Source organism: Roseateles sp. (assembly GCF_019237615.1).
Classification (GTDB): Bacteria; Pseudomonadota; Gammaproteobacteria; order Burkholderiales; family Burkholderiaceae_C; genus Pelomonas.
This window is the reverse complement of sequence record NZ_JAFAGT010000057.1, coordinates 74,985-101,797: the sequence shown is the minus strand read 5'-3', so window position 1 is coordinate 101,797 and position 26,813 is coordinate 74,985. Positions and strand designations below refer to the sequence as shown.

24 protein-coding genes and 1 pseudogene are annotated in these 26,813 nt (G+C 70.5%); 6 read left to right on the top strand and 19 right to left on the bottom strand.

The annotated features are described in order from the left end of the window. From JOY88_RS10760 to gspG, 6 genes and pseudogenes are all read right to left on the bottom strand, one after another. A pseudogene (locus tag JOY88_RS10760) lies at window positions 1-220 on the bottom strand (hypothetical protein); the annotation flags it as partial. Beyond that, the gene (locus JOY88_RS10755; RefSeq protein ID WP_293502288.1) at window positions 217-723 is read right to left on the bottom strand and encodes a hypothetical protein; all 507 of its coding nucleotides are present in this window, start codon (window positions 721-723) and stop codon (window positions 217-219) included. The pseudogene JOY88_RS10760 and the gene JOY88_RS10755, both read right to left, overlap by 4 nt. Beyond that, complete coding sequence (locus JOY88_RS10750) at window positions 720-1,868, bottom strand: hypothetical protein (protein WP_293502286.1); 1,149 nt, start codon at window positions 1,866-1,868, stop codon at window positions 720-722. Before JOY88_RS10750 ends, JOY88_RS10755 begins: the two co-directional genes overlap by 4 nt. Next, window positions 1,861-3,372, bottom strand: a complete 1,512-nt coding sequence (locus JOY88_RS10745; protein WP_293502284.1) for a GspE/PulE family protein — start codon at window positions 3,370-3,372, stop codon at window positions 1,861-1,863. Before JOY88_RS10745 ends, JOY88_RS10750 begins: the two co-directional genes overlap by 8 nt. After that, window positions 3,369-4,562, bottom strand: coding sequence for a type II secretion system F family protein (locus tag JOY88_RS10740; RefSeq protein WP_293502282.1), 1,194 nt, complete (start codon window positions 4,560-4,562; stop codon window positions 3,369-3,371). Before JOY88_RS10740 ends, JOY88_RS10745 begins: the two co-directional genes overlap by 4 nt. A 15-nt stretch (window positions 4,563-4,577) precedes the next feature. After that, a complete protein-coding gene (gene gspG / locus JOY88_RS10735; protein WP_293502280.1) occupies window positions 4,578-5,000 on the bottom strand; it encodes a type II secretion system major pseudopilin GspG in 423 nt (140 codons plus the stop codon). A 501-nt stretch (window positions 5,001-5,501) separates the two neighbouring features. On the opposite strand from gspG, the gene JOY88_RS10730 reads away from it, so the two are divergent. Beyond that, window positions 5,502-6,263 (top strand): sulfite exporter TauE/SafE family protein, encoded by a 762-nt coding sequence (locus JOY88_RS10730; RefSeq protein WP_524539211.1) that lies wholly within the window; start codon window positions 5,502-5,504, stop codon window positions 6,261-6,263. A 36-nt stretch (window positions 6,264-6,299) separates the two neighbouring features. Beyond that, window positions 6,300-7,118 carry an HDOD domain-containing protein gene (locus JOY88_RS10725; protein ID WP_293502278.1) on the top strand — a complete coding sequence of 273 codons (819 nt, stop codon included), beginning with the start codon at window positions 6,300-6,302 and terminating at the stop codon, window positions 7,116-7,118. Window positions 7,119-7,121: 3 nt separating this feature from the next. On the opposite strand, the gene JOY88_RS10720 is transcribed toward JOY88_RS10725, so the two are convergent. The 5 genes from JOY88_RS10720 to JOY88_RS10700 all read right to left on the bottom strand — a co-directional run bounded on the left by JOY88_RS10720 (window position 7,122) and on the right by JOY88_RS10700 (window position 12,395). Next, the gene (locus JOY88_RS10720; protein WP_293502277.1) at window positions 7,122-8,108 is read right to left on the bottom strand and encodes a GGDEF domain-containing protein; all 987 of its coding nucleotides are present in this window, start codon (window positions 8,106-8,108) and stop codon (window positions 7,122-7,124) included. Window positions 8,109-8,198: 90 nt separating this feature from the next. Next, window positions 8,199-9,293 carry a GGDEF domain-containing protein gene (locus tag JOY88_RS10715; protein WP_293502276.1) on the bottom strand — a complete coding sequence of 365 codons (1,095 nt, stop codon included), beginning with the start codon at window positions 9,291-9,293 and terminating at the stop codon, window positions 8,199-8,201. Further along, window positions 9,290-10,195 (bottom strand): pseudouridine synthase, encoded by a 906-nt coding sequence (locus tag JOY88_RS10710; protein ID WP_293502275.1) that lies wholly within the window; start codon window positions 10,193-10,195, stop codon window positions 9,290-9,292. Before JOY88_RS10710 ends, JOY88_RS10715 begins: the two co-directional genes overlap by 4 nt. Continuing rightward, window positions 10,192-11,094, bottom strand: coding sequence for a TIGR02285 family protein (locus JOY88_RS10705; RefSeq protein ID WP_293502274.1), 903 nt, complete (start codon window positions 11,092-11,094; stop codon window positions 10,192-10,194). The genes JOY88_RS10710 and JOY88_RS10705 overlap by 4 nt, the downstream gene beginning before the upstream one ends. Continuing rightward, complete coding sequence (locus JOY88_RS10700; protein ID WP_293502273.1) at window positions 11,094-12,395, bottom strand: UDP-N-acetylglucosamine 1-carboxyvinyltransferase; 1,302 nt, start codon at window positions 12,393-12,395, stop codon at window positions 11,094-11,096. Before JOY88_RS10700 ends, JOY88_RS10705 begins: the two co-directional genes overlap by 1 nt. A 1,094-nt stretch (window positions 12,396-13,489) precedes the next feature. Between JOY88_RS10700 and JOY88_RS10695 the strand changes: the two genes are divergently transcribed. The 3 genes from JOY88_RS10695 to JOY88_RS10685 all read left to right on the top strand — a co-directional run bounded on the left by JOY88_RS10695 (window position 13,490) and on the right by JOY88_RS10685 (window position 15,137). Continuing rightward, window positions 13,490-14,149, top strand: coding sequence for a hypothetical protein (locus JOY88_RS10695; protein WP_293502272.1), 660 nt, complete (start codon window positions 13,490-13,492; stop codon window positions 14,147-14,149). Between the two features lie 92 nt (window positions 14,150-14,241). Next, the gene (locus tag JOY88_RS10690) at window positions 14,242-14,856 is read left to right on the top strand and encodes a permuted SH3 domain-containing protein (protein WP_293502271.1); all 615 of its coding nucleotides are present in this window, start codon (window positions 14,242-14,244) and stop codon (window positions 14,854-14,856) included. Further along, on the top strand, window positions 14,856-15,137 hold the full coding sequence (locus tag JOY88_RS10685) for an ATP-binding cassette domain-containing protein (RefSeq protein ID WP_524539210.1): 282 nt from the start codon (window positions 14,856-14,858) through the stop codon (window positions 15,135-15,137). Before JOY88_RS10690 ends, JOY88_RS10685 begins: the two co-directional genes overlap by 1 nt. A 34-nt stretch (window positions 15,138-15,171) precedes the next feature. Here JOY88_RS10685 and trhO read toward each other — a convergent pair whose 3' ends face one another. After that, complete coding sequence (trhO, locus tag JOY88_RS10680; RefSeq protein ID WP_293502270.1) at window positions 15,172-15,963, bottom strand: oxygen-dependent tRNA uridine(34) hydroxylase TrhO; 792 nt, start codon at window positions 15,961-15,963, stop codon at window positions 15,172-15,174. Between the two features lie 83 nt (window positions 15,964-16,046). Between trhO and asd the strand changes: the two genes are divergently transcribed. Continuing rightward, complete coding sequence (gene asd, locus JOY88_RS10675; protein WP_293502269.1) at window positions 16,047-16,883, top strand: archaetidylserine decarboxylase; 837 nt, start codon at window positions 16,047-16,049, stop codon at window positions 16,881-16,883. Here asd and JOY88_RS10670 read toward each other — a convergent pair. Genes JOY88_RS10670 through JOY88_RS10640 form a run of 7 tightly spaced genes read right to left on the bottom strand, consistent with a single transcriptional unit; the run spans window position 16,825 to window position 26,812 of the window. Continuing rightward, window positions 16,825-19,119 (bottom strand): putative bifunctional diguanylate cyclase/phosphodiesterase, encoded by a 2,295-nt coding sequence (locus JOY88_RS10670; RefSeq protein ID WP_293502268.1) that lies wholly within the window; start codon window positions 19,117-19,119, stop codon window positions 16,825-16,827. The genes asd and JOY88_RS10670 overlap by 59 nt on opposite strands. 54 nt (window positions 19,120-19,173) lie before the next feature. Then, window positions 19,174-21,114, bottom strand: a complete 1,941-nt coding sequence (locus tag JOY88_RS10665; RefSeq protein ID WP_293502267.1) for a sialate O-acetylesterase — start codon at window positions 21,112-21,114, stop codon at window positions 19,174-19,176. Window positions 21,115-21,119: 5 nt separating this feature from the next. Next, window positions 21,120-22,514, bottom strand: coding sequence for a glycoside hydrolase family 30 protein (locus JOY88_RS10660; RefSeq protein ID WP_293502266.1), 1,395 nt, complete (start codon window positions 22,512-22,514; stop codon window positions 21,120-21,122). Then, entirely contained in the window at window positions 22,511-24,022 is a 1,512-nt protein-coding gene (locus JOY88_RS10655) for a tryptophan halogenase family protein (RefSeq protein ID WP_293502265.1), read from the bottom strand. Before JOY88_RS10655 ends, JOY88_RS10660 begins: the two co-directional genes overlap by 4 nt. Next, window positions 24,022-25,077, bottom strand: a complete 1,056-nt coding sequence (locus JOY88_RS10650) for an ABC transporter ATP-binding protein (RefSeq protein ID WP_293502264.1) — start codon at window positions 25,075-25,077, stop codon at window positions 24,022-24,024. Before JOY88_RS10650 ends, JOY88_RS10655 begins: the two co-directional genes overlap by 1 nt. Then, window positions 25,074-25,937 carry a carbohydrate ABC transporter permease gene (locus JOY88_RS10645; protein ID WP_293502263.1) on the bottom strand — a complete coding sequence of 288 codons (864 nt, stop codon included), beginning with the start codon at window positions 25,935-25,937 and terminating at the stop codon, window positions 25,074-25,076. Before JOY88_RS10645 ends, JOY88_RS10650 begins: the two co-directional genes overlap by 4 nt. Further along, complete coding sequence (locus JOY88_RS10640) at window positions 25,937-26,812, bottom strand: carbohydrate ABC transporter permease (protein ID WP_293502262.1); 876 nt, start codon at window positions 26,810-26,812, stop codon at window positions 25,937-25,939. Before JOY88_RS10640 ends, JOY88_RS10645 begins: the two co-directional genes overlap by 1 nt. Window position 26,813 lies beyond the last annotated feature (1 nt).

The window sequence follows — 26,813 nt, the reverse complement described above, 5'->3', positions numbered from 1 at the left end:
GCCAGGCCGCCAGCTGGGATGCCGGCGCGTCGGCCCAGGGCTGGCGGGCCTCGGCGGCCGGCACGGACGCGGCGTGAGCGGCGGCCGCGACCGCCGCACGGCGGGTCGGCGCGGCCACGGCGGCCGGCGCCTCGTCCTCGGGTCGCGAGGCCACCCAGGCGGTGGCCGCCAGCGTCGCCGCGAGGGCGCCGCCCAGCATCAGTTGACGACGCTCGATCATGGCGCCCTCCCGTGCAGCGACCACTGCAGCTCGGCGTCGACGTCGGTGCTGATCGGGCTGACCCGGCGCAGCTTGATCGCGTCCAGGCTCAGCGCCGGGTCGTGTTCCAGCGCGGCACCGATGAAGCGGCGCACCTGGGCATAGCTGCCGGTCACCGGCATCGTCACGCGCAGCCGCTCCAGGCCTTCGCTGGTGGACAGCCGATGCTCGGTGCGCGCACCGTTGAGGTCGAGGCGGATCCCGAGTTCCAGCAGGTCGGCCAGACGCTGCTGGCGGTCCCGGGACGGCGGCAACGCGGCCTGCCATTGCTGCACGCTGACCGGCGCCGTCTCGACGGCAGCGGGCCGCGCCTTGGCGCGCAGTGCGCGGGCCTCGGCCTGCAGGTGCGCAGCCTGGGCATCCCAGCGCTGGCCCAGCGCCACGGCAACGACGGCCAGCACCAGCGCTGCGAGGCCGGCCAGGCCAGGCCAGCCCAGCGCCTTGACGAGGGCGTACCGGTTCACGAGCCGCCTCCGGTCGCCACGCGGGCCTGGATCTCGAAGCGCTGGCCGACGAGGCCCGTCTCGGCCGCCGAGAAGCGCGACAGCACGACCTGGCGCCAGCCGGGCGTCGTGCCCAGCTGCTCGGCCAGCTGCAGTGCCAGCAGTTTGTCGGGCGTCAGGCCTTCCAGGCGCAGCTCGCCGCGGCCGGCGCTGGCGTCCAGGCCCAGCCAGGCGATGGTCTTGGCCTCGGCGCCGGCGGTCTCGACGCGGGTCAGAAGCGGCTCCCAGGGCATGGCCAGCAAGGCACGGGCCTCGACGGCCGAACGGTTCTCGGCTGGCTCGGCACGGGCGCTCCGCACGGCGGGCCTGGGTGCCGGCGAGGGGCGCAGCGTCGCGACGCGGTCGCGCGCGGCCTGGGCCACGTCCAGCGCGCGATGGCTGTCGACGGCGCTCCAGGCGGCCGTGGCGAGCACGAGGGCGCCCGTCGCCGCCAGCGGCCAGGCCAGCGATGAGCGGGCGCTGCGCGGCAGGAAGTCGGGCCGGGGCGCCACGGGGCCGGGCTGGGGCGCGAGATCGCTGGCGGGTGTGCCGACGGCCAGCGGCCCGCCTTCATCCAGGCCGCCCAGGTCGGCCAGGCTCTGCACGCGGCGCGACTGCAGGCCCGTGACCAGGCCGCGGTCGAGCCGGATGACGACGGCCGTCAACGCCCCTTCAGCGCCCTCATGCCAGACCACGCTGCCGGACGCAGCACGCGTGGCGGCGGGCAGCGAAGCCAGCCACGTGGCCCAGGCTGGGCGCACGGCCGCCAGACGCACGCGGGCGGCCTGGGCCTGGGCGCGCAGGGCGGTCAGGTCCAGCCCATGCAGGGCCGAAGCCCCCGCCGCATCGCCGAGGCGCCAGGGTGCGATCGCAAAGCGCTGGGCAGTGGCGCCGAAGTAGTGGGCGAACTGCTGCTGGGCGTAGGCCTGCACGGCGTCCAGGTCGGTCAGCGGCAGGCCCGGCTCAGCGACCAGCTCGTGCAGGGCCAGCGCGCTGACGACCAGCTCAACGGCCGTGCCGGGCCGTTCGCGGCACCAGGCCTCGAACTCGCCGCCCGTGGGCGTGACGAAGAGGCGGTACGGCTTGGCCAGACGCGCGGCGACCGACAGGCGCAGGCTTTCACTCATCGAGGGTGACACGTTCAAGCTCCTCGAAGGTGGTGTCGCCGCGGCAGACGGCCGCCAGCGCCATCTCGCGCAGCGACTTCATGCCGCGCGCCTTGGCCGCGGCCTTGATCTCGGACATGGGCGCACGCGCGGCAATCAGGTCGCGCAGGCCGTCGTCCAGCTTGAGCAGCTCGGCCACCGCGCGCCGGCCCTTGTAGCCGGTGCCGCGGCAATGGCCGCAGCCCTCGCCCTTCATGAACGCCCCGTTGACGACGCCGTGGCGGGCCAGCGTCGCGGCATCGGGCGTGAAGGGCTGGGCGCAGTGCCTGCACGTCAGCCGCACCAGGCGCTGCGCCAGCACGGCGTTCAGCGCGGAGACGACGTTGTAGAGGTCCAGGCCCATGTGCATGAAGCGGCCGATGACGTCGAACGCGTTGTTGGCATGCACGGTGCTGAAGACGAGGTGACCCGTCAGCGCGGCCTGTACGGCGATCTGTGCCGTCTCGGCATCGCGGATCTCGCCGACCATCACGCGGTCGGGGTCGTGGCGCAGGATGGAGCGCAGGCCGCGCGAGAAGGTCAGGCCCTTCTTCTCGTTGACGGGGATCTGCACGACACCGCTGAGCTGGTACTCGACAGGGTCCTCAATGGTGATGATCTTGTCGGCGCCGGTATGAATCTCGGCCAGCGTGGCGTACAGCGTGGTCGTCTTGCCGGAGCCGGTGGGGCCGGTCACCAGCAGCATGCCGTGGGGCTGGCGCGCCTGGTGGCGGATGGCGGCGCGCTCCTCGTCATCGAAGCCCAGCGCATCCAGCGTCAGCGTGCCGGCGCGCGCGATGGCGGCACGGTCCAGGATGCGGATGACGGCGTCCTCGCCGAAGACACTGGGCATGATCGACAGACGGAAGTCGATCTCGCGCCCCTGCACGCGCAGCTTGAAGCGGCCGTCCTGCGGCAGGCGGCGCTCGCCGATGTCCAGCTCGGCCATGACCTTGAGGCGCGACACCAGCTGCTCGGCCACCTGCGGGCTCTCGACCTGGCGCACGACGGCCATCACGCCGTCGACGCGGAAGCGGATCGTCGCGCCACGGGCCGTGCATTCGATGTGGATGTCGGAAGCGGTGTCCTGCAGCGCGTCGTAGAGGGTGGCGTTGAGCAAGCGCACCACGGGGCTGGCCTGCTCACTGAGGGCCAGCGCCGACAACTCCTCGGTATGGTCCTCGACGGCGGCCAGCGCGTCCTCGACGTCGGACAGCGCGCGGAAGTCCGCCTCGCCGGCACCGAGGAAATGCGTCACCGCCTCGGGCGCGCAACACTGCCAGCCCACCGGCGCGTTGAGCCGCGACTCGACGCTCTGCAGCAGCATCGCGTCCTCGTCGCGCTCGGCCAGCAGCACGCGCCGGTTGCCGGCGCCCACGGCCAGCACGGCGCGCCAGCGCTGGGCCTGGGCCTGCGGCCATTGCTCGAAATCCAGGTGCCAGGGGCCCTGTTCGGCGGGCAGCCAATCGTTGAGGCTGGTGCTCATTGAACCTGCTCCACCAACTGGAAGATGGGCAGGTACATCAGCACGATGATGCCGCCGATCAGCACGCCCATGATGAGCATCAGCGCCGGGTTGACAAGGCGGGACAGCAGGTCCGTCAGCCGCGCGGCCTCCTCGTCGTGGAAGGCGGCGGCGCGCTCCAGCATGGTCGCGACCTCGCCGCTGCGCTCGCCGACTCGCAGCATGCGGCGCGCGACCGGCGTGGCCAGGTCCTGCGCATCGAAGGCGGCCGACAGGCGCTCGCCGCGCTCGATCTGCGCCGCCGCGGCCTGCACGGCGGCCCGCCAGGGCGCGGCGACCACGTCGACGACGATCTTCAGCGCCGCCAGCGCCGGCACGCCCGAGGCCAGCAGCATGGCCAGCGAACGGTACAGCCGCGCCAGTGCCAGCACGCGCAGACGGGGGCCCAGGCCAGGCATGGTCCACAGCGCCGCCTGGGCGCGCTGGCGCACGGCGGGCTGGCGGATCAGCGCGAAGACCGCAAAGCCGATGGCGGCGATGCCACCGATGACCAGGGCCGGATGCGCGCCAGCCGTCTGGCCGAACTCGATGAGGACGCGCGATGCCCAGGGCAGATCCGCGCTGGTCTGCTCCAGGATGCCGGCAAAGCGCGGCAGCACGTAGAGCAGCAGGAAGAGGATGACCGCGCCCCCCACGCCCAGCAGCATCAGCGGATAGACCATGGCTGCCACGAGGCGCGAGCGCAGCGCATCCACCCAGGCGAGGTAGCGCGCATGCTGGGCCAGCGCCGTGGACAGCTGGCCGGTCTTCTCGTTGGCCGCGACGATGGCGCAGATCAGCTCGTCGAAGGCCTGCGGCTGCTGGCGCAGCGCGACGGACAGCGGCTGGCCCTGCTCGATCTGGGTGATGACGCCGTCCAGCGCCGCGCGCACGCCGGGCTGGCCTTCCTTCTCGCGCAGCGTGTTCAGCGCCTCCAGCAGCGCGATGCCGGCATCCAGCAGCACGGCCAGTTCCTGGCTGAAGAGCTGCAGCGGGAATTTGCTGCTGCGCCGCCAGGGGCGTGCCACCTCGGTGCTCGCGATCTCGCGCGCCTCCAGTACATGCTGCGGCAGCACGCCCAGCACGGCGGCGACGGCGGAGCGATCGGGCGCCTCGACGCGTTCCGAACTGACGGCGCCCGCGCGCAGCACGCGGGTCTGGAATTGAGGCACGGGACGGGCTTCTTCTTACCAGGAGGTGAGGTCGGCGTCCTCACCCTCGCCGCCGGGGCGGCCGTCCTTGCCGAAGCTCAGCAGGTCGTATTCGCCATGCTCTCCGGGGCTGCGGTACTGGTAGTCGTTGCCCCAGGGGTCCTTGGGTACGGCCTTGGACAGATAGGGGCCGGCCCACTTGGGTTCGTCGGCCGGCCTGGTGACGAGCACGGCCAGGCCCTGCTCGGTGCTGGGATAGCGGCCGACGTCCAGGCGGTACTGGTCCAGCGACTTGGTCAGCGCATCGATCTGGGCGCGGGCCGCCTTGACCTCGCTCTTGCCGATCTGGCCGAAGAACTTGGGGCCGACGTAGCCGGCCAGCAGGCCGATGATGACCATGACGACCAGCAGTTCAAGCAGGGTGAAGCCGCGGATGCGGGCGGTGAAGGGGCGGGACATGGTCGGTCAGGGTACAGCGGGAGGGCGACTGTTCATCGTCGGGCGCCACCCGGCAATCGGGATTTGACCGCCCCACATTCTCAGGGGCGGAATTGGTGTATCCGACCCGGTCGGCGCACGGCAGGGATCGGCCGCCCGGAAAGAGCGCCGCTGGGCATCACGCCGATGTCGGCTTTTGACAACGCAAGCCCGACCGCCGGATGACGCGCTCCGCCCTCCAGTACGCACAGGGTTGGGGCGCTTACGCACCTTTCGTGGCCGGCGAACCCGGGCTTACCCCAGTGCCATGCACCGTCGAGGGGCACTACATTGCTGGCACTCGACGCGGTTCCGGGCTCCGGTCCAGGACCGCCGGGCGGGTTGTGAGGAGACAAGACAAGCGACAAGCGCACAAGGTTGCTTCGTAACCCCGAAGACAATCACGACGGCCACCAAGGCACCCTTGGTGGCCGTTTTCTTTGTCTCCCCGGCCGCTCGCGCCGGCCTCTTTCGCACCCCGCCATGCTGGACCTGTTCACCGTCGCCGCCGCCTCCCTGCTCGCAGGCTTCATCGACGCGGTGGCCGGCGGCGGCGGCCTGGTGCTGGTGCCAGCCCTGTTCAGCACCTTCCCGGGCGCGGCGCCGGCGACGCTGCTGGGCACGAACAAGGGCGCGTCCATCTGGGGAACGGGCTGGGCCACGCTGCAGTACGTGAAGCGCGTCGACCTGCCCTGGCGCCGCCTGATGCCGGCCGCCGTGCTGGCCGGTGCCGGCAGCTTCGCCGGCGCCTGGAGTCTGACCCTGATCAGCCCTGACGGCCTGCGCAAGGCCTTGCCACTGGTGCTGCTGGCCGTGCTCGTCTACACGCTGGCCAAGAAGGATCTGGGCCGTGAACATGCGCCGCGCTACAGCGGCAGGGCCGAGGCCTGGGTCGCCGGCGGCATCGCGCTCGCGGTGGGTTTCTACGACGGTTTCTTCGGCCCTGGCACGGGCAGCTTCTTCGTCTTCCTGTTCGTGCGGTTGCTGGGTTATGACTTCTTGCATGCATCGGCCACGGCCAAGCTGATGAACCTGCTGACCAATGCGGCCGCCATCGCCCTGTTCGTCAGCAAGGGCCATTTCTGGTGGCAGGTCGCCGCCGTCATGGCCGTGACCAACGTCATCGGCAGCCTGATGGGCACCCGGATGGCGCTCAAGCACGGGGCCGGCTTCGTGCGCGGCGCCTTCGTCGTCGTCGTGGGGTGTTTGATCCTCAAAACGGCGTGGGACGCCTTCTTCCGCTGATCTACCATCGGGCATTCCCTAGCGCCTCCATTCACCATGCCCGTCGACCCGCAACTGCGCAATCTGGACATCGAGATCCCGACCCAGCCCGAGGTCCTGGTCAAGCTCTCGCTGCTGATGGCGGCGGAGGACATCGACCTGCAGGCCATGTCCTCGCTGGTCGAGACCGACATGGCCCTCGCGGCCGCCGTCATGAAGGCGGTCAACTCCTCGCTCTACGGCCTGCGCGGCCGTGTGCAGACGGTGCACCAGGCGCTGACATACCTGGGCATGCGCGAGGTCGCGGCCATCACCTTCGAGATGGGGCTGCGCGCCGCCTTCCCGACCGCGGCCGAGCTGGAATCGGTGTGGTCGCGCGCCTCGCAGCGCGGCCTGCTGATGGGCCGAATGGGGCAGATGCTGGGCGTGGACCCCTGGGCCGCCCACTCGGCCGGCCTGTTCGAGGAATGCGGCAAGGCCGTGCTGTACCGCCATGCACCGACCCACTACCCGGCCATGCTGCGCGCCGCGACGCGCGATGCCGAGCTCGTGGAGCTGGAGCGCACGGCCTTCGGCGTCAGCCACGACGCGCTCGGCGCGGCGCTGTGCGAGAGCTGGGGCCTGGCCCCGGCGGCGGTGGCCAGCGTGCGCCATCACGTCGAGATCCAGGCCACGCTGACCATGCCCGAGAGCCTCGCGCGCCGCAGCGTCGCTGCCATCTCGACGGTGGCCTGGGCCTTGCTCGCCCATCCCCATCAGCTCGACGACATCGCCAGCCAGATCGCCCCGCAGGCCCAGCTGGACGAGACGCTGGTGCTGCGTGCCGCGCGGCGCGTCAACGAGCAACTGCTGGCCGCGCAAGAGCACGGCCGCTGAACGTCAGGCCGCCAGGCTGAGGCGGTCCCGGCCCGCGTGCTTGGCCATGTAGAGGGCCTCGTCGGCCGCCTGCAGCAGCGCCTGCGCGCTCAGGTAGGGGTGGGCCGGGCTGGCCGCGGCGAGGCCGATGCTCAGCGTCAGGCTGCCCTGGCCGTCGGGCAGGCGCAGTGCACGCAGGTCGTCGCGCAGCGACTCCAGCACGCTTTGCGCCTCGGCCATGCCGAAGCCGGGCAGCAGCGTCACGAACTCCTCGCCTCCCAGGCGCGCGACGACGTCGGTGTCGCGCTTGAAGCGCTCCTTCAGCAGCGCCGCGACGCGCCGCAGCGCGGTGTCGCCGACCGCCGTGCCGTGGGCGAGGTTGAACTGCTTGAACTGGTCCAGGTCCAGCACGGCCACGGCCAGCAGGCCGCGCTGGCGCTGGGCCCGCTTGAACTCGCGGCGCAGGGCCTCGTCGAAGGCGCGCTGGTTGGCGATGCCGGTCAGCGCGTCGGTGCGCACCAGGCCGGCCAGCTCGCGCTGATGGGCCTCGATGGCGGAATGGGCCTCCTGCAGCTGATCGCGCTGCTGGGCCAGTTCGCGCCGCAGTTCGCGGGCATGCTGGTCCTGTTGCCACAGCGAGCCGCGGGCGCGCAGCATGGCGTGGCCGATGCGGTCGAGTTCGGCGATGCGGCCAGGCGCCGGCACGGCGGCCTCGGGCGACAGCGGCACCGGTGCCGATTCCATCGCCTCGCAGCCGGCCGCGAGCCGGCGCAGCGGCCTCAGCAGCAAGGCGTCGATGAGCAGCAACTGCGCGGCGCTGAGCAGCAGCACCAGCCAGGCGATGCGCGCCAGGCCGTCGGCCAGCGGCTCGAAGCCGCCCAGGCTCCACTCGAAGAGGCCCACGACGGTGGCCGCCAACAGCGGCACGGCCAGCGTCAGCCGCAACCGCAGCGAACCCAGCCGGCGCGGCCTGACGCGGTTCACGGGTTCAGCGAGGGATTCGGTACTCATGGTCGGCGCTGACAACGGCCCAAATTGTCGGGGCCGGCGGCGCCGCCGTGCAGTGCGGGAACCCCGGGGTCTGTCGGGACGAGGCGTCCCTCATCGGCCTTGCGCCGCCGCATCGGGCTCGGCCGCGACGGTGCGGTTGCGGCCGGCGCGCTTGGCGTCGTAGACGGCCCGGTCGGCTGCCGACAGCAGGTCGGCAAAGCTCGTCGCGCCGGGAGGCAGCATGGCCAGTCCCACGGACAGCGTCGCGCTCAGGGTGCCACCATCGGGCGTCACGAAGGGTGCTTCCTGCACCAGCAGCCGGATGCGCTCTGCCACCTCGCAGGCGCCGGCCAGGTCGGTGCGCGGCAGCAGCACGACGAACTCCTCGCCGCCATAGCGCGCGGCCAGGTCGCCGGTACGCAGCGAGCGCAGGATGAGGCCTCCGACCTGGCGCAGCACCTCGTCGCCGGCCGGGTGGCCGTGGTGGTCGTTGATGGCCTTGAAATGGTCGATGTCCAGGAACAGGCAGGCCAGCGGATAGCGATGGCGCACGGCCTGGCTGAACTCGATGAGGCTGCGATGGTCGAAGTAGCGGCGGTTGTGCACACCGGTCAGGCCGTCTGTCATGCCGGCGCGGCGCAGGCGCTCGCGATTGAGCATGCTCTCGATGGCGATGGCCGCGATGGCCGCGAGGCGGTCCAGGAACTTGGTGCCCGAGGCTGCGTCGTAGCGCTCGGGGTCGCGCGAGCCGAAATGCAGGCTGCCGATCAGCAGGCCCTGTCGGATCAGCGGCAGCAGCGCCGCCGAGCGCACGCAGGTGGCCTCGCCGAAAGCGCGGGCGAGCAGGGCCGCGTCGGGCCCCGCGCCGATGAGGCGGGTCGCGCGCGCGGCGCCGAACAACTCCTTCAGCGGGCCATGGCCGTCCAGCAGCGTGGGCGCCTTCGTCATGGGCAGCGCCGGCAGCGCGCGGCGCAGCTCCTCGTCGGGATCCAGCAGCCACAGCTCGGCGGCGTCCAGGCCGAAGTCCTCGCGGCAGTCGACCAGCAGCAGGTTGACCAGCTCCTCCATCGAGCTCACCGCGATGAGGCGGCGCTCCAGCGCGTCGAAGCGGTCCAGCTTGCGCTCGTTGGCCGTCGCGGCGTCGAGCAGCGACTGCAGCTGGCGGCGCAGCTCCTGGACCTGGGCTTGAGGGTTGGGCGCGTTCATGAAGGCGCGATTGTCAGGGCGGCGCGCTCGAAACGACGTGGCTGGCCCGTGACAGGATCCGTGAACGCGATCACGCGCGCCACCAGCTGCAGCGGCGCGTCGAAGCGCGGCGGGTGCTCCTGCGGCTGCAGCCGCGGGTAGATGCGGTCGCCGGCGATGGGCAGGCCCAGGGCGTTCATCTGCGCGCGCAGCTGGTGCTTGACGCCGCTGCGCGGACGCAGCTGGTAGCGCGCGAGGCCGGCGCCGACGGACTCGACCAGGTCCACCCAGGTCTCGGCATTGGGCTCGCCATCCACGGCCTGCATCTGCATGAAGGCCTCGCCTTCACGCTCCACCAGCCGGTGCCTCAGCACGCGCGGCCAGGGCCCGGCGCCGGCGGGCGCGACGGCCTCGTAGACCTTGTCGACGGCGCGATCGCGGAACAGGTTCTGGTAGGCGCCGCGCTCGGCGGCGCGCAGGCTGAAGACGACCAGGCCCGCCGTCTCGCGGTCGAGGCGGTGGATGGGGCTGAGCTCGGCCAGGCCGGTGGCGCGGCGTAGCCGCGTCAGCAGCGTCTGCTGCACATAGGCGCCGCCAGGCGTGACCGGCAGGAAATGGGGCTTGTCGGCGACGAGCAGGTGCTCGTCCCGGAAGACGATGCGGGCCTCGAACGGGACTTCGGGCTCGGCATCGAGCCGGCGCCAGTAGAAGACGCGGCGGTTGGCCACATAGGCCTCGGCGACCGGCCGGCCGGTCTCGTTGACGACCTCGTCGCGGGCGATGCGCAGCGCCCAGTTGTCCACCATGGGCAGGCGCTCCGCGAGAAAGGCGCTCAGCGTGGTCCAGGGACCGGGCGGACAGAACACGGCGCTGGCGCCGACGCCGTCGCGCAGCGGCAGCACCGGCTTTGGCGGGCGGCTCACTCGATGCGCGCCCCGCCGCGGGCGCGCTCGTCCATGTAGGCATTGAGGCGCTTCTGGTCCTGGGGCTCGGCGCGGCCGCCGCGCCATTCACGCACCCAGGCCTCGCGGTCGGGGTCGCTTGCGAGCTCGCGCACGGCGGCGTCTATGGCCTTGATCTGGCGCAGCCCTTCGGGCGTGCGGCTGCAGGACACGGTGGCGAGCAGCGTACTCAGGCCTTCGGCCATGGGCAGTGCGACGAGGGCGCCGGGGTCGCCGACACGCGCGAGGTAGTCCTGGACGAGGGCCGGGTACTCCAGCGTGTAGTCCATGCGGCCGGCGCGCAGCATGTCCATCAACTGGTGGCTGAACTTGGCCCCGACGGCCAGGCGCGGCACCGCGTGGCGGGACAGCAGGCTGTCGATCTGGACGCCGAAGGCGCGGTCGCGGGCCACCAGCGGGCGCAGGTCCTGGCGCTCCAGCAGCCGAGCCAGCGCGAGTCGGCCATCCTGGGGCCGGCCCGCGGCCAGCTCAGCCATCAGCTTGCGCGGCACGATGACGTGGATCTCGCGCGAGGCCAGTGGCGGATAGAGGTGCGAGAAATACAGCCATTGCAGGCGCTCGGGCGTGCGCACGTGCAGGGTCGAGCACAGCGTCCGCCCCCGGCGACTTTCCGTCTCGTAGCGTGCCGTGCTGGCCTCGACGAACTCATGCCGGTAGCCGGGCATGCGCGGCAGCAGCACGCGCATGAAGCCGTCCACCTCGCCGCGACCGAGTTCGGCCACCGAACCCGGCGGACGGCCCTGGACGAAGCTGAAATGGGGCGGCACGTCCTGCGCCACCCAGCGTATGGTGTCCACCGGCGGCGCGGCCAGGACGGCGGACGCCGCCGGCAAGGCCGCGAGCACCGACGCCCAGCGCATCAGTCGCCGTCCACCCACTCCATGCGCGCCCCCAGCTCGCCGATGTGCTCGACGAAGTTGGGGTGGGCGCGGCGGATGGGTGTCGCATTCCGGATCACGCTCTTGCCAGGGATGCTGGCCGCCACCATCAGCAGCGCGATTGCGACGCGGATGATGTAGGGACTCTCGACCTCGGCAGGACTCAGCGGCTTGCCGCCGAAGGTGATCATGCGGTGCGGGTCGCTGAGGAAGGCATGGGCGCCGAACTTGGCCAGCTCGGAGGTCCAGCCCATTGCGCCGTCATAGATCTTGTTCCAGAACATCACGCTGCCCTCGGCCTTGACGCCCAGTGCGACGAAGATGGGCAGCAGGTCCACCGGCACATAGGGCCAGGGCGCGGCTTCCACCTTCTGCAGGATGTTGCGCGTGAAGGGCTCCTTGACCTTCAGCGGGCCCTGGGTCCGCACGCTGCTCCAGCCGTCCTCGTGTTGGACGTGCACGCCGAACTTCGCGAAGGTGCGGTCCAGCAGCGGGAACATCTCCGGCGCACCGTTCTTGACCTGCACGTTGCCGCCGGTGATGGCGCCCAAGGCGAGGAAGGTGACGATCTCGTGGAAGTCCTCGGTGAAGGTGTAGTCCGCGCCGCCCAGCTCCTGCACGCCGGTGATCCTCAGCTTGGACGTGCCGTGGCCCTCGATCTTGGCGCCCAGCAGCGACATGAAGTTGCAGAACTCCTGCACATGCGGCTCGCTGGCCGCGTTGGTCAGCGTGGACACGCCGTCGGCAAGCGCCGCGCAGAGCACGAAGTTCTCGGTCGTCGTGACGGAGGCGTAGTCCGTCCAATGCGCGTTGGCCGTCAGCGGCCGGTGCACGCGCAGGATGAGACCGTCCGGCAGGCGCTCGACCTGGGCGCCGAAGCGCTCGAACACCTCCACATGCGGGTCGATCTCGCGCGCGCCCAGCGTGCAGCCCTTGACGTCGTCCTCGATGCGCGCGGCACCGAAGCGGGCCATCAGGCCCGGCACCAGCATGATGGAGGAGCGCATCTCCTCGGGCAGGCGGTCGAGGTTGGGGTCGAAGCGGGTGTGCTCGTGGTGGACGTCGAGGATGCCGGTCTTGAAATCCAGCTCGACATGCGAGCCGAGCTTGCGGAAGACCTCGACGATCTTCTTCACGTCGGTGATCTCGGGTACGCCGCGCAGGCGCACGGGCTGCTTGGTCAGCAGCGTGGCACAGAGGATGGGCAGGACGGCATTCTTGTTGGCCGAGGGGGTGATGCGGCCCGAGAGGGGCGTGCCGCCGTGGACGATCAGGTGGGACATGGATGGTTGCTCGCAGCGAGGCGCCGATTGTCCTCGCTCCGGCCACCGGCCCCTTACGGCGGGTCATCGGTCGCCGTGCGCCAAGGAGATATTGCCCCCCACGAACCGTGGGGCGTGGATGTCGCCAAGCCGCGACAAACCATCTCGGCCGCATGACCGCTGCGTCAGCGGGGCGCGCCGAGCGGCAGATTTCGACCGGAGGATCCGCCGCTCGCCCTTCGCGCCGGCGATGCCGCGCTGATCAGCCTCGCGGCCTGACACGCCAACGACTTGTCGCGTTCCACACAAAACGGCATGGAGCGCTGATGACGATTCCGCTCAAGTCGTTGATTTCATTGATGTGAACGACTCTTGCGGCATAACACGCCCTGGACAAGAAATCTCCCCCGTAAGGCTTCCAGGTGCAGTTCGAGCGGCGGGCGCAGAAGAATCTGCTTAACGCAAAGCAGCCAACAAGCGCTCAGCGAAGAAAACATCAAGAAAACTCAGGGAGATTTCATGTCCATCGTCAAGGACAAGCAAGGCGCTCTGCCATTGCTTCACCCCAGGTACTACCTGGCCCCGCTGATTACGCCGGTGAATTCGCCCCTGAGACCAGGCGCGAGCGTTTTTTAACAGGGCTCCGGCCTACCCGCCCACGTATCGCATCCCTACGGGACAGCCGCCGGATGCGGATGGCCACCCGAACCGGCGCCGGCCGTGAGACAGGTGGCGAACAGAATCTGCGCGACGAGACGAAATCCAGCCCGGGAGGATGAGTTGGATTGCACGGGTGCGGAAATAATCGACCGCTATATCGATTTTACTGGGCCAATGAATTGGCGGGGCTCAAGTTCTCGATATTGCCGGCCCTGAGTGCACGCATGATGACGGAGCGAAGCCGCCTGAGTTGGCAATCCCTGGCTTTGATTTCTGCTGCGGGACCCGTGGAGGCAGGCGCTATTGCATTGGCCATCAACGCGCTATCGGCCGGTCATTCCTGGCTGTACTGGGGAAGCCTCGGAACAATAATCTCGTCGCTTTTCAACCTGCTACCAGTCAATGGTTTTGACGGTTGCCACTTCATTTGCGCGCCAAAAATGCCCGCTCGGTAGATGCTTTCAACCCATCGTTCAAACCCCATCCTCACCACGCTTATGTTGGCGGTGCTACCGTCCGCGCAGGCGGCCGACGTTGATGCCAAGCAGGCGTTGCTGGAATACAACACATTGCTCAAGCATGTGTATGCGTCCGAAGTCAAGGTTGCCGTGATCGATCGTGCTGACGGGAACAAGGTTTCTCGCGGCACATATTTGGTGCAAAAGCCGATCGCCGGCGTGAAACCGCAACGGGAGCTCGTCAAGACGAATGAGCAGCCGCCCAAGTCGGCCATCATGGACCTGCCGATCGATCTGGCCGTCAAACCGGAACTCGCCCTGCCCTTGGGTGAAAAAATTGAACTGCTGGGTACCGAAACCTGCGACAAGGTCGAATGCGTGATCGTGCGCACCAGTGGCGATCTGAACGGCAAAGGCAAGATATTCTTCGAAGCACGAATCCGACTGCTCAAGCAGTCGGGCGTACCCGTGGATAGCGCCGTGACCATCACGAAGATTCCCTTCGCGGACAGTTATTCTTACTCCGCCAGTTTTGCGAAATCTCCAGAAGGATTTTCCATCGTCGGCAGCCAGGAATCCTTCCTGCTCAAGGTGGCGATGATGAGGATGGATCTGGAGAGAACCCAGTCTTTCGCCGGCTGGAAATCCCGCGACTGATTACGCGAGTGCATGCCAGGCCGATCTGACTCTGAATATTCATTGGATTCGAGAGTGAAGTCGATCCGGAAAAAATTTTCGTAGCGGGCGCGGTGATCTGCCTTTCGGCAGTGGTGGCGGCCAAAATACTTCGTCCTCGTCCCGCTTCGGCGCCCGTCACCGAGGAAATCGCCCGGGCCGACATCCGTCAGCTGGTGCGCGCCTCCGGCACCGTCCATCCACTGCGCAAGGTTGACGTTGGCGCCCAGGTCAGCGGGCAGGTGCGGACCTTGTTCGTGAGTCTGGGTAGCGAGGTCAAGGCCGGCGACCGCCTGGTCAGCCTCGACGCCGACCTGGCGTCCAGCGACGTTGTGCAGGGCGAGGCCGCACTGGCCCAGCAGGAAGCAGCTCTCAAAGTGAGGCAGCTCGACAGTGACCGGGCCCTGCTCAGCGACATGACGGTCGCCGTGCAGATCGAAACCGGCGCGGCCAAGAATGCCGCAGCCGTCCCGATGCGCGCGCTGGGCATGCGCTCCACCTATGGCACCTACGGCGTCGAGGTGCTGCTGGCCGACGGCTCCGTGGAGACACGTCAGGTTCGTGTCGGCCTGAACGATGGCAGCAAGGCACAGATCGTCGAGGGCGTGACGGTCGGCGAGCGTGTGGTGGTCGGAGTGGGTGCGGCCACGGCCGAGAAACCGGATCTGGCCAGACCCCGGAAGATCTGATGCCGCGCTTGATCGAGTTGCATGGCGCAGGGCGCTCGTATGCGCAGGGCGATGCCAGCGTGCATGCGCTGCACGGCGTCAACCTCAGCATCGATAGCGGCGAGTTCGTCGCCATCGTCGGCAAGTCGGGTTCCGGCAAGAGCACGCTGCTGAACATCCTCGGCTGCCTGGATCAGCTCACCCAGGGCCGACTATCCACTGCCATTGGCCTGATCTCAGGCACGGTCCCGGCTCGGCGGGCGGCGCAGATGAGCCCGCTGGTCGCGCTGGCGCGGGACTGAGCTCCAGGCAGCGCGGCCCCGTCCCTTTTGAACGTCAGTCGCCTGGATCCAGCCGTCGCGCCCGCGCCAGCCGCCAGGCGTCGGCCGGGTCGGTGAAGACGGCCTCGGCCGTCGTGCCCGTCTCGCGGCCGGCGGCGTCGATGGCGATGCGCTTGTCGAAGACGTAGCACTCGCCCTGCCAGTCCCGTGCGGCGTCCTCGGGGAAGGCCTCGAGGTAGTTCAGGATGCCGCCGTCGAGCTGGGCGACCTTCAGCCCCAAGGCCTGCATCCAGGCCGCCGTCTTCTCGCAGCGGATGCCGCCGGTGCAGTACATGGCGACGGTCTTGCCCTGCCATTCGTCGCGGTGCGCCTCGACATAGGCCGGGAAATCGCGGAAATGGGCCACGCCGGGGTCGACGGCGCCGCGGAACCGGCCCAGCTTGAACTCGAACGTGTTGCGGTTGTCGAGTACGACCGTGTCGGGATCGGCCAGCAGCTCGCGCCAACGTTGCGGGTTGACATGGGTGTCCGTCGCATCGCGGCCGCTGACGCCCGGGACGCCGAAGGCGACGATCTCGCGCTTGACCGATACCTTGAGGCGGCTGAAGGGCGGCCGCTCGCAGGCGTTGTGCTTGACGTGCAGTCCGGCAAAGCCGGGCTGGCGCTGCAGCGCGGCCTCGAAGCCGGCCAGTGTCTGGGCCGGCCCGGCCACGGCGGCGCTGAGGCCTTCCCCGGCGACGATGACCACGCCGCCCAGCCCGGCGGCGGCCTCACGCAGCCAGCCGGCGAGGGCGTCGGGATCCGCCACGGGCGTGAAGCGGTAGAAGGAGCTGTGAACCAGGGACATCACCCGCCATTGTCCGCGCTGACCCTAGTCCTTGGGCGGCAGGCGCGCTCCTAGAATCCGCGACCCTCCACGGCCCCCATGCCATGTCCGACCGTCTCAAAGTCCTGCCGCAGTACCTGATGCCCAAGATGGCCATGACGCGCCTGGCCGGGCACTACGCGTCCCAACCGCTGGGCGGCATCACGACGGCCACCATACGTCGCTTCGTCGCGCGCTATGGCGTCAACATGGCGGAGGCGGCGGAGCCGGACATCGCCGCCTACAAGACCTTCAACGACTTCTTCACTCGCGCCCTCAAGCCCGGCGCGCGGCCCATGGCCGACGCACCGCTGGTCTGCCCGGTGGACGGCGCCATCAGCCAGGTGGGCCGCGTCCAGGGCGACCAGGTCTACCAGGCCAAGGGCCAGGCCTTCTCGACGACGGCCCTGGTCGGCGGTGACGCGCAGCTGGCAGCACGCTTCCAGGACGGCCTGTTCGCCAACCTCTACCTCAGCCCCAAGGACTACCACCGCATCCACATGCCGGCCGCGGGCCGGCTGGTGCGCATGGTGCATGTGCCGGGCGCGCTGTTCTCGGTGAACCCGACGACGGCGCGCGGCGTGCCGGGCCTGTTCGCGCGCAACGAGCGCGTCGTCTGCGTGTTCGACGACGACGCGCTGGGCCGCTGGGTGCTGGTGCTGGTCGGCGCCACCATCGTCGGCAGCATGGCGACGGTCTGGCATGGCCGGATCAAGCGTGGCGGCCCTGTGCGCGAATGGGACTACGCGCCTGGCGAGGTCACGCTGGCCCAGGGCGACGAGATGGGCCGCTTTCTGCTCGGCTCCACCGTCGTCATGCTGTTCGAGAACAGCGGCCTGCAGTTCAACCCGGCGTGGCGGCCTGGAGGCTCGATCCGGATGGGCGAGTCGATGGCGCGCTGAGCAGCGCGCCGGCCGCCTCGGCCGGCAGGGGCTTGGACAGCAGCCAGCCCTGCAGATGCGTGCAGCCCAGGCGCTCGACTTCGGCGGCATGGGCCTCGGTCTCCACCCCTTCCGCGACGGTGGCCAGGCCCAGGGCCTGAGCCAGCACGCAGGCCGCGCGCACGACGGCGCCGGCCGAGGGTTCGGGCAGCGGGTCGACCATGCTGCGGTCCAGCTTGAGCGTCGTGATGGGCAGGCGGCGCAGCAGCGTCAGAGAGCTCTGGCCGGTGCCGAAGTCGTCGAAGGCCACGCCGACGCCGGCCTCGCGCAGGCGCGCCAGCTGCGGCAGCACGCGGTCCATGTGCGTCATCGCGGCGGTCTCGGTGATCTCGATCTCGATCAGCACCGGATCGACGCCATGGGCCTGCACCAGGGCCAGCAGCCAGTCGGCGAAGCCGCTGTCCTCGAACTGAAGCGGCGACACGTTGACCGCCACCTGCAGCGGGGTCAGACCTTGCTGGGCCCAGGTGCGAAGCTGCCGGGCGGCCAGGCGCAGGATGAGGGCGCCCAGCGGCACGATCTGGCCGGTGCGTTCGGCGGCGGGGATGAAGTCGGCCGGGCTGACGCGCCCAAACCCCGGCCGCTGCCAGCGCACCAGGGCTTCGAAGCCCGCCAGCCGCCGCGTGCCGGCTTCGAACTTGGGCTGGTAGTCGAGCTGGAACTCCTCGTGCTCGATGGCGGCGGCCAGCGCCTGCTCGATCTCCAGCAGGCCGCCGGCGCCGGCCGCCATGCCGGGCTGGAAGGTAACGACGGCCGCGCCGGCCTGCTGCTTGGCCCGGTGCATGGCCACGTCGGCCGCGCGCAGCAGAGCCGCGCCGTCCTGGCCGTGGGCCGGGAAGCGCGCGATGCCGACCGACAGGTGTACGTAGAGTGCGCGGTGGCCGACGAAGAAGGGCGCGTTCATCAGTGCGAGCAGGCGCTGGCCGGCCAGCATCGCGGCCGCGTCATCGGCCACGCCGGGCTGCAGCAGCAGGAACTGGTCCTCGCCAAGGCGCGCGACCATGGCCTCGGGCGGCAGCGCATCGCGCAGTCGCACCGCGATGGCCTGCAGCAGCGCGTCGCCGGTTTCATGGCCCAGGCTTTCGTTGACGAGCTGGAAGCGATCCAGGTCGGCAGATAGCAGCGCGAAGCCGGGGCTGCCGGGCGCCGTCTGCTCGGCCAGGCGGGCCAGCACCGCGTGGCGGTTGGGCAGGTCGGTCAGGTCGTCGTGCAGGGCCTGCCGGCGCAGGGCCTCGGTGGCGCGCTGTCGCTCGGTGTCGTCCAGCATCAGCACCAGCAGGGCCGGGCCGCCGTCCCATTCGAGGTAGCTGGAGACGCCGCGCACGTAGATGGCGCTGCCGTCGCTGCGGCGGCGCTCGCCCTCCCAGGCGATCTGGCCGCCGCGCTGGCGGATCAGTTGGGCCTCGCGCGCCCTGGCGCCTTCGGCGTCTGCCGGCGCGATGACCTCGTCGATGGAGCGCGAGCCCGCGCGCTCCAGGCCGAACATCGCCAGAGCCGCCGGGTTGGCGTAGACGGCGCGCCCCTCGCGCACGACGACCAGCCCCTGCATGGACTGCTCGTAGAGATGGCGCAGCCGCGCGTTGACGCGCGCGGTCTCGTGGTGGGCACGCCGCACCGACAGCAGGATGAGGGCCATGGCCAGCGTCATCTGCACATAGGTGCCGAGGATGTGGGTGAGCGTGGAGCGGGCCAGCGGGTCCAGCAGCGGGCCGCTGAGGTGCACGCCGCCCGAGGCGAAGAAGCAGGCGGCGACGAAGCGCTCGCTGGCCCCGCCACCGCGCCACAGCCAGGCCGCCGCCAGCCAGGCGCCGCCAGCCAGCACGACGGCCGCGACGACGACGGCCCAGTGCCGGTTTACCAGGGCCAGCACCAGGATCAGGCCCAGCAGCGCGGCGAACAGCGGCGCGTTGCGCTTCCAGTGCCAGGCCCGGCCGCGGTAGCGCGCGGCGCCGGCGAGCTGCAAGGCCAGCGACGCGATGATGCAGCCCGTCGCCCAGGCGGCCTGCACCTCGTAGTGCAGCGAGTGCGGGTCGGGCGGCACCAGGGCCACGCCCAGCGTCAGGCCCAGGGCCAGCAGCACATGGCTCCAGCCCCAGTCGCTGATGTGGGGATGGCCGGGCTCCAGCCGGGCCAGCGCGAGCAGCGTCAAGCCGAGCATGGTGATCAAGCTGGTGCTGATCAGGAGCAGGCCGGTCATTCGGCCATCCTAGCGACGGCATCCCGAACCGCGCCATGGGGTGAAAGTTCCCCGTCAGAACTCCGGCCGGATGTCACGAGTGGACAGCGGCCACCGGTCGCTGCGCCAGGGCGAGGCCGGCAGGCCGTCGCCGTCGACGAGGTTGGCCTCCAGCGGCGTGTCGGCCCAGGCGTAGCGCAGGGCGGCGGGCCGCGGCACGGCGTCGCTCCACACGCGCAGGCGGTCCTTGCCGACGATCACGGCCTGGGCCGGGACGAAGCGCCGGTCGGCGCCCGCGACGGCGAAACCCCGCAGCGGCTCGCCGCCGCGCGTGGACAGGCCGCCGGCCACGTCGCCGAAGCTCAGCTCGAAACTGCCGTCAGGCAGCTGGTGGCTGGCACGCAGCGTCGGGCCCTTGAAGGGCATGGGCTTGCCATAGGACCGTGCCAGCGCGATGCGGGCCAGTCGCTCGCCCACCGTACGCTTGTCGCGCGGGTGGATGTCGTTGGCGTCGCCCACGTCGATGCTGACCGCCATGCCGGTGGCGGGCAGCGCGAGCGCCTGGCGCTGCGCGTCGCGCAGCTCGGCGAAGGCGCTGCCATCGGGCTGCGGCGGGCGCGGGCCGTAGGACGAGAGCTGTACGAAGTAGAACGGCAGCCGCGGCAGACGCCACTGCGCGCGCCAGTCCGTGATGAGGCGCGGGAAGGCCTGGGCATAGCGGGCCGCGCGCGGCGCGTTGGTCTCGCCCTGGTACCAGATCACGCCGCGCACGGCGAGCGGGGTGAAGGGGCTGACCATGCCGTTGAACAGCAGGCCGGGCAGGTCGTTGGGGCCGGGCTCCTGCACGGGCAGCAGCGACTCGACGCGCGCCAGCCAGCGGCCGGCCAGGGGCTTGGTGCCGGCGGCGGTGTCGAGGCGCAGATTGGCCGCCGGGCCGTGGATACCGCCATCGCCGCCGGTGTCGGTCACGCGCACGGAGACGAGGTTGTCGCCCTCGCGCAGCAGGCCGGCCGGTAGCGCGTAGGCGCGCGGCGTGTCCCAGCCGCAGGTCTGGCCGACGGGCTGCCCGTTGACGAAGCTCTCGTCACAGTCGTCGACGAGCCCCAGGTGCAGCGTCGCGCTGCCTGCGGCCTCGGCCGCCGTCAGCGTGACGTGGCGGCGCAGCCAGACCTTGCCGTCCAGGCCCGGCAGGCCTTGTGCTTCCCAGACCTGTGGCGCGTTCAGCGTGGGCCAGGCACGGTCGTCCAGCCGGGGGTCGGCGCCAGCCACGTCCGCGGGCTCGTCGCCCTGGAAGCGGCGCACGCGCTCCAGCAAGCGCTCGCGGCGGCGCTGCACGAAGGCGGCCGCGTCGGCGGGCATGGCACGCATCGTGTCGGCCAGATCCGGGTCCGTCGCCGCGGCGCGCGGACTGGTCCAGGTCTCGACATGGGTGCCGCCCCAGCTGAGGTTGAGGATGCCGATGGGTACGTTCAGGTCGGCCTGCACATGGCGCGCGAAATGCCAGGCCACGGCGCTGAAGTCGCCGGCCGTCGCCGGACCGCTGACATCCCAGCGCAGCGGCGGCGCGTCCGGCTGCGGCTGCAGGCTGACGCGGTGCGGCATCTTGGCGTGGCGGATCTGCGGGTGCGCGCCGGCGGCGGCGATGGCGACGGCGGCGTCGCTGGCATCGGCCAGCCGCCATTCCATGTTGGATTGGCCGGCGGCGACCCAGACGTCCCCGATCAGCACGTCGTCAAGGCGGCGCTGTTCGGACCCGGCGCTGACCTGGAGCCGGTGCGGCCCGCCCGCCTTCAGCGGCGCGAGACTTGCACGCCAGCGGCCGTCGCTGCCTGCCATCGCCTCCGCGCTGCGGCCGGCCAGCTGCACCTGCACCTTCTGGCCAGGCTCGGCCCGGCCCCAGATGCGCAGCGGCACATCGCGCTGCAGCACCATGTGGTCGGCGAACACGCCGGCCAGATCCAGCGCCTGGGCGGCGCCGCTGACGGCGATCAACGCGGCAACGAGCGGTGTGCGCATCGCGATCACCAGGTGAAGGTCACGACGCCGCTGGCCGGCAGCTCGTAGCCGAAGCGCTGGCCCGGCGCCTGCACCGTGAAGCGGCGCGGCACGGCGGCGGAGTTGCTGACGATGAGGACGGTGCCGCCGTCGGGGTTGGTGAAGGCGACGTGATCCAGTCCGGTCTTCTTGTCCGCGCCGCCCTCGGATTCGATCCGTCGCGCGCCCTGGTGCACGAAGCGGCTGGCGTGGCCGAAGGCGTAGTACTCGATGTTGCGGGTGACCTTGCCGTCCTTGGGGTCGATGGTGACGACGCCGCGGCAGTCCGTGCAGCCGCCCAGGTGCGGGCCGTACTTCGGGTCCAGCGCCAGGTTCCACATCAGCACGCCGCGCGCCCCGTGACGGGTGCTGCCGATGATGAGGTTGCGCATCATCCACGGCAGCGTCTCGGCCCATTGCGGCTTCCACTCGCCGCCTGAGCATTCCGTGAACCAGACGTCCAGCTCGGGGAATTGCCGCGCCACCTGCGACTGCGCCGACACGTCGCCGGCGTAGCAGTGCCAGGCCACGCCGGACACATACTGCCGCGCCGTCTTGTCGGCGAGCATCGCCATCGGGCTCCAGGGCTCGTCCCAGTTATGGTCCCACTCCAGGATCTGCGTCTGCATGCCCCGGGCCTTCAGCAGCGGGCCGAGATGCTGGCCGACGACGGCGGCGCGCGTCGCGGGCGGCATGCGCATGCCGGGGTAGTCGCCGGGCTCGAAGTGGGGCTCGTTCTGCAGCGTCAGCGCGAAGATGGGCACGCCCTCGGCCTTCATCTCATCGACATAGCGCACCATGTAGCGGGCGAAGGCGCCGTAGAACTCGGGCCGGAGCTGGCCCTGCACCAGGCTGTCGGTCGTCTTCATCCAGCCCGGCGCGCTCCAGGGTGAGGCCATGACCTGCAGCCGCGGGTTCAGCGCCAGCGCCTGCCTGACAGCCGGGATCACGTCCTCGCGCTCGGGCGCCAGCGAGAAATGCTTCAGCTCCGGGTCGGTGCGGCCCGGCGGCATGTCGTCCAGGCTGTAGTGGCGGCGCGAGAAGTCCGACGCGCCGATGGTCAGTCGCGTCAGTTCGAAGCCCAGGCCCGTGCCGTCGCGCGTGAACAGCTCGCGCATCAGCGCGTCGCGCTGGGCCTCGCTCATGCCGTGGCGCATCAGCCAGGCCGAGCCCTCGGTGATGGCCGCGCCGAAGCCGGCCATGCGCTGGTGCTGGCGGCCGGGGTCGATGCGGATGACGGCATCGGCCCCGGCCGCGGGCCGGGCGACGTTGCCGGGCGCCAGCAGCCGCTGCTGGTCGGCCGTGGTCAGGAAGGCCTGCACGGGTGCCGCGTTGGCGAGGCCGGCGAGCACGGCGGTCAGGGTCAGGAGCAAGGTCTTCATGGCGTCGTCGAAGGGGCCGCGCAGTGGGCGGCGATGAAGTCGGCATGGGCCGGGATGACGGCGACGCAGCGGCGCACGACGTCGCGGGTGTTGGCGACAAAGGCCTGCACGCGGTCGCGCGCGCTCAGCTCGGCCAGCGGATGGAGGTGGCGTGGACGCAGGCCCTGGCCGACCAGCACCTGCAGCCAGCTTGGCTCCGAGAACAGCTCCTGGTCCCGGCGGTGGATGCGGCCGCTGGCGGCGAACAGGTCCAGCCGTGCCTGCAGTGCTTCGGGCACGGCCATGTCGCGGCAATGGCGCCAGAAGGGCGAGTCGTCGCGGCGCGTCAGCTTGTAGTGCAGGATGACGAAGTCGCGCACCGCGTCCATCTCGGCGGCGGTCTGGCGGTTGTATTCGGCGACATCGGCCGGGTCGGGCACCGCGCCGGGGAAGCAGTCGATCAGCCGCAGCACGGCGCTCTGGATCAGGTGGATGCTGGTGGACTCCAGCGGCTCCAGGAAGCCGCAGGCCAGGCCGATGGCGACGCAGTTGCCGACCCAGGCCTCGCGGCGGCGGCCGGTGCGGAAGCGGATCAGCCGCGGCTCGGCCAGCGGCGTCGCGTCGAGGTGGCGCAGCAGCGTGTCGCGCGCCGCGGTCTCGTCGACGAAGGCGCTGGCGAAGACATGGCCGTTGCCCACGCGATGCTGCAGCGGGATGCGCCACTGCCAGCCGGCGTCATGGGCCGTCGCCCGCGTGCAGGGCAGCAGCGGGCCGTGGGAGGCGGTGGGTACGGCCCAGGCGCGATCGCAGGGCAGCCAGCGGGACCAGTCCTCGAAGGCCACGCCCAGCGTCTTGTCGATCAGCAGGCCGTGCAGGCCGGAGCAGTCGATGAAGAAGTCGCCCTCGACCGTCGCGCCGCCCTGCAGATGCAGGCGGCGTATGCCCGCGTCGTCGCGCTCGACGCGGGCGATGCGGCCTTCGATGCGCTGCACGCCTTGTGCCTGCGAGTGCCGGCGCAGCAGGGCCGCGTAGCGCGCGGCATCGAAGTGGAAGGCGTAGGTGATCTCGGCCAGCGGCGAGCCGGCCATGTCGGGCCGCGGGCGCATGAAGCGGCCGGCGAGCGCGGCCTGGTTGCCGATGGAGTACTCGGCGAGCGGCAGCCCGGCCCCCGCGCGCAGCCAATGCTGGTGGAAGGGCAGCCCGTCCAGCGGCCGCCCCACGTCGCCGAAGGCATGCATGTAGCGCTCGCCGATGGCGCCCCAGTTCAGGAACTCTATGCCCAGCTTGAACGTGCCGCCGGTCTCGCGCAGGAACTCGTCCTCGTCCAGCCCGATCAGCGCGTTGAAGCCGCGGATCGGCGGGATGGTGGCCTCACCGACGCCGACGATGCCGATCTCGTCGGACTCGACGAGCTGCAACTGCCAACGGCCCTCGCCGTCCTTGCCGAGCAGCCGCGCCGCCAGGGCCGCCGCCGCCATCCAGCCGGCGGTGCCGCCGCCCACGATGACGATGCGGCGCGCGACGTCCATCAGCCCAGGCGCCGCTCGGTGCCCGCGTCGAAGATGCTGAGCATGGACTCGTCGATGTCGAAGGCCAGCGTGTCGCCGGCCGTCACGCGGCGGCCGTCGTGCACCAGCGCCGACAGGGCCTGCGCGCCCAGCTGCATCCAGACGACCTGGTGGTTGCCCATGGGCTCCACGAGCTGCACGCGGGCGCGCCAGCGGCCGTCGGCCTGCAGGCGCAGATGCTCGGGCCGGATGCCCAGCACGACGCCCTGGCCGGCGCTCGCGCGGCCCGGCGCGAGGGTCAGCGGCAGAGCGCCTTCCAGCGTGCGGCCGTCTGTGCCCACGCGGGCCGGCACGAGATTGATGGCCGGCGCGCCAAGGAAGCCGGCGACGAAGAGGTTTGCAGGCTGCTCGTAGACCTCGGCCGGCGTGCCGATCTGCTGGATGACGCCGCTCTTCATGACGACGATGCGCGAGGCCAGCGTCATCGCCTCGACCTGGTCGTGGGTCACGTAGACCATGGTGCTGCCCAGCGTCTGGTGCAGCAGCTTGAGCTCGCGGCGCAGTTCGGCGCGCAGCTTGGCGTCGAGGTTGGACAGCGGCTCGTCGAACAGGAACACGCCGGCCTCGCGCACCAGCGCCCGGCCTATGGCGACGCGCTGGCGCTGGCCGCCGGACAGCTGGGCCGGCTTGCGGTCCAGCAGCGCGGTCAGCTGCAGCATCTGCGCGGCCTTGTCGACGCGGCGCGCGATCTCGGCCTTGGGCGTGCCGGCCACGCGCAGGCCGAAGCTCATGTTCTTCTCGACGGTCATCGTCGGGTAGAGGGCGTAGCTCTGGAACACCATGCCGATGCCGCGCTCGGAGGGCTCCGCGTCGGTCATGTCCTGGCCGCCGATGTGGATGTGGCCGCCGCTGACGTCTATGAGCCCGGCGATGCTGTGCAGCAGCGTGGACTTGCCGCAGCCCGAGGGGCCCAGCAGCACGAGGAACTCGCCCTCGTGGACCTGCAGGTCCAGGCCCTTGATGACCTCGTTGTGGCCGAAGCGGATGCTCAGGCCCTGGATGTTCACGCCACTCACTTGACGGCTCCCGCTGCGATGCCGCGGACGAACCAGCGGCCGGAAATCAGATAGACCAACAGGGGCACGGCCGACGTCAGTATGGTGGCCGCCATGTTGAGGTTGTAGAGGCGCTCGCCCGTCGTCGTGTTGATGACGTTGTTGAGCTGCACCGTCATCGGCAGGTGGTCGCGGCCGGCAAAGGTCAGGCCCAGGATGTAGTCGTTCCACACCCCGGTGATCTGCATGATGGCCGCGACGATGAGCATGGGCGTGGACATGGGCAGCACCAGCTGCACGAAGATGCGCCAGAAGCCGCCGCCGTCCACGCGCGCCGCCTTGAACAGCTCGGCCGGCAGGCCCGCGTAGTAGTTGCGGAACAGCAGCGTCATGATGGGCATGGCGAACACCAGGTGCACGGCGACGATGCCGGGCAGGCTGCTGTAGATGCCGATGGCTGCCTCCAGCTTGACGAGCGGGTAGATCATCACCTGGATGGGGATGAAGGCGCCCAGCATCAGCACGCCGAACAGCCACTGGCTGCCCTTGGGCTTCCACCAGGACAGCGCATAGCCGTTGAGGGCGCCCAGAAGGATGGGCAGGATGACGGAGGGCACGGCGATGGCCACCGAGTTCCAGAAGCCGCCGCGCACACCCTCGCAGCTGACGCCCGTGCAGGCCTCGCTCCAGGCGGCGCGCCAGGCCTCGAACGTGGGCGCCGTGGGCAGCGCGAACAGCTGGCCCAGGCGGATCTCGTCCATGCTCTTGAACGAGGTCGTCAGCATCACGTACAGCGGCAGCAGGAAGAAGGCCGCGGCGAACCCCAGGAAGGCGTAGACGCCCGCCCTGGCCCAGAGCGCCGTTGACTTGCGCTTGCCCATCAATGGCCTCCCTTCGCCTTTTGCCGGCTGCGCACGTAGGCCAGCGGTGCGACGAGGGCCAGCACCGTGATCAGCAGCATCACCGCGCCTGCCGAGGCCAGCGCCAGGTTGGCGCGGCCGAACAGGTGGTCCATGATGAACTTGGCCGGCACGTCGCTGGCCGTGCCGGGGCCGCCCTGGGTCATGGCGACGACGGTGTCGAAGACTTTGACGACGCCGGTGGCCAGCAGCGTGAAGACGGTGGCCAGCGTCGGCCCCATCATGGGCAGCACGACGGACAGGTAGACGCGCCAGGCCGGGATGCCGTCCAGCCGCGCGGCCTTCCAGATCTCCTCGTCGATGCCGCGCAGGCCGGCCAGCATCAGCGCCATGACGAGCCCCGCCCCTTGCCATGTCCCGGCGATGACGACGGTGTAGATGACCATGTCCTGGTCGACGATCCAGTCGAAGGTGAAGTCCTGCCAGCCCAGCTGCTGCATCGTGTTCTGCAGGCCGCTGTCGGGGTTGAGCACCCATTGCCAGACCAGGCCCGTCGCGACGAAGGACATCGCGTAGGGGTAGAGGAAGGCCGTGCGCAGCACGCCCTCGCCGCGCACCTTCTGGTCGATGAAGACGGCCAGCAGGAAGCCGACGACCATGGCCGCCGCGATGTACAGCACGCCATAGACCGCGAGGTTGTGGATGGCATGCAGCCAGCGCTCGTTGTCCAGCAGGCGCTCGAACTGCTGCAGGCCGACGAAGTCGTCCTTGGGGAAGGTGCGCGACGTTGACATGGACGTTCTTGCAGTCCACAGCACCGTGCCGACATAGCCGACGCAGACGATGAGGGCCAGGGGCAGCAGCGCTCCCCAGGCCGCGAGGGACCGACGCTTCATG